Below are 1888 nucleotides of genomic sequence, written 5' to 3' on the forward strand. Positions count from 1 at the left end.
AATCGCGTCGAGGCGGGCACGCCGCATCCGATCGACGTTCTACGCTTGTTCGCCGGGAAGGCTTTCGTTCATCTCCAACATGTCTTCCGATCCAAGAAAAATACTGATCTTGTTGCGCAATTCATGTCGCAGACTGACGATCGGGAGTGGTTCGGAACAGAGCATGGGCAATCCCTCGTCAGCGGGCGATGCGCCGACAGATCGCCCCCTTATGCCTCGGGCGGGCCCTCGATCCTTGCTTGCCCGGTAAAAACGTAGCCAGTTCCGCGTGCTGCGCGGAGCGGCAGAGCGAGTCCGGTCGCCGCTTCAATCTTGCGGCGGACGCGCGACATGAGCACGTCGAGGCTCCGGTTTTGCGCGTCAAGCATCGGTTTTCCCAGTTTTGCGTTGATCGAATCGCGAGAATTGGCACGTCCCGGCTGTTCAAGGATTGAGGTGAGCAACTGATGCTCGGCCGCGGACAGGTCAACGACAGCGCCGTTTGGCGCAATCAGACGCCATTCGTCGCGCCTTAGCGTCCATATCGGTTGTTCGGGTATCGCTTTGGCGCCGGTTTCGCGCCTTTCGAAAAGGCGTCGCGCTAGATTGCGGATGATGCTTTCGAGCTCGCGCAGGTCAATCGGCTTCGTGAGGTAATGATCGGCCCCCATAGAGAGACCGAGCAGTCGATCCTCATGTTCGGTCCGCCTCGTGACCATGATGATTCCAACCGTCGAGCGCGCGCGGATGCGGGCGGTTGCTATGAACCCGTTCTCTCTTGGAAGATCGACGTCTAACACGAGGATATCAGGTCCCGTAGCGTTCGCCCAATAGTCCTCTAATGCGCCAATCGTCCTGTAACCAAAAACATCCATCCCCGCCTGCGTCAAATAGCGCGTAAAAACGCTGCGTAGGTCGTCGTCCTCCTCGACAATCGCGATAGAGACTATTCGCCCCAAAGGATTCGTCCTCGCAGAAGCCGTGCACAACACTCCATCGCGTCACCACTTGCTTTATGAGCGGAATGTTTCGCAAGTATCGTACAACCAAAAGCGGGGCTGTTGCAAGGGAAACGGTAGTATATAAGCAGAAACTAAAATTTGGGGCAACCCGCCGCTCCGGCACCGATTGATTTGGGTAAACTTGGCTTGATGGGCCGCTGGATATCAGCGCGCTATTCAACTGACTACTTATCGTCAACAAGCTATAAATCCTGTCGGACTAGTACGCATCCGCTCTACACAGCTGAGCGTCGCGCGATACTACGATAACAAAGAAGACTATCCCTTTGCAGTAGGAGCTACTGTCCCCTTAGATGTATTATCTTAAATGCCCTTTCAGCAATAGAACACTGAAAAATTGGCACTTTAAAAGTAAAGCTGCTTAAGCGAACGTAAATTTTTAGTTCGCACACGATCCGTGCCGAGAGCGTTCGCGCAACGATAGTCGTCCGAAGACAGGCATTGTTGGATTTCGGGCGACACAGCAGAGTTCTTCCCGCATGCAACGCCAATGGCAGTCAGCGCAGTCGAGCCCGACACCGTAACCGCTGAGCAATCCGCCACTACGGCGCCGACGGCGATCGACGTGCTGGAAGTCGATGCGAAAGGCTGGGCATGGAGCGCGGACAGCGATCCACTTAGCGTTATCACCAGAGCGGCTATCATTACGTTCCACAGTATCTTCATCGGCTCTTCATCATGGTAACATGTAGCCAACCAGGTTCGATCTACTGGGTCGGCTAAAATGCTGTTCATCTTGTAACGTTAGGTAACACCTATCCAAAATTTTTGTTCCGTTAAGGAATGGCGGAATATTGGTAACCATATGAGCATCTTAGGACATAAATCCGGTTGTTGGGCGATAGTCGTTGGAATTATCTCAACTAGCGCCGCTGCGACTGCGCAGA

At 53.9% G+C, this 1888-nt stretch carries 2 protein-coding genes; one reads left to right on the top strand and one right to left on the bottom strand.

Translation table 11 applies throughout. The annotated features are described in order from the left end of the window. Nucleotides 1–209: 209 nt before the first annotated feature. Entirely contained in the window at nucleotides 210–938 is a 729-nt protein-coding gene (locus tag QBJ92_RS20520) for a response regulator transcription factor (protein ID WP_277971540.1), read from the bottom strand. Nucleotides 939–1491: 553 nt separating this feature from the next. Here QBJ92_RS20520 and QBJ92_RS20525 point away from each other — a divergent pair. Beyond that, nucleotides 1492–1686, top strand: coding sequence for a hypothetical protein (locus tag QBJ92_RS20525; protein ID WP_277971541.1), 195 nt, complete (start codon nucleotides 1492–1494; stop codon nucleotides 1684–1686). The last annotated feature ends 202 nt before the right edge of the window (nucleotides 1687–1888 follow it).

The sequence above is a fragment of the Sphingomonas echinoides genome (assembly GCF_029623395.1).
Classification (GTDB): Bacteria; Pseudomonadota; Alphaproteobacteria; order Sphingomonadales; family Sphingomonadaceae; genus Sphingomonas; species Sphingomonas echinoides_A.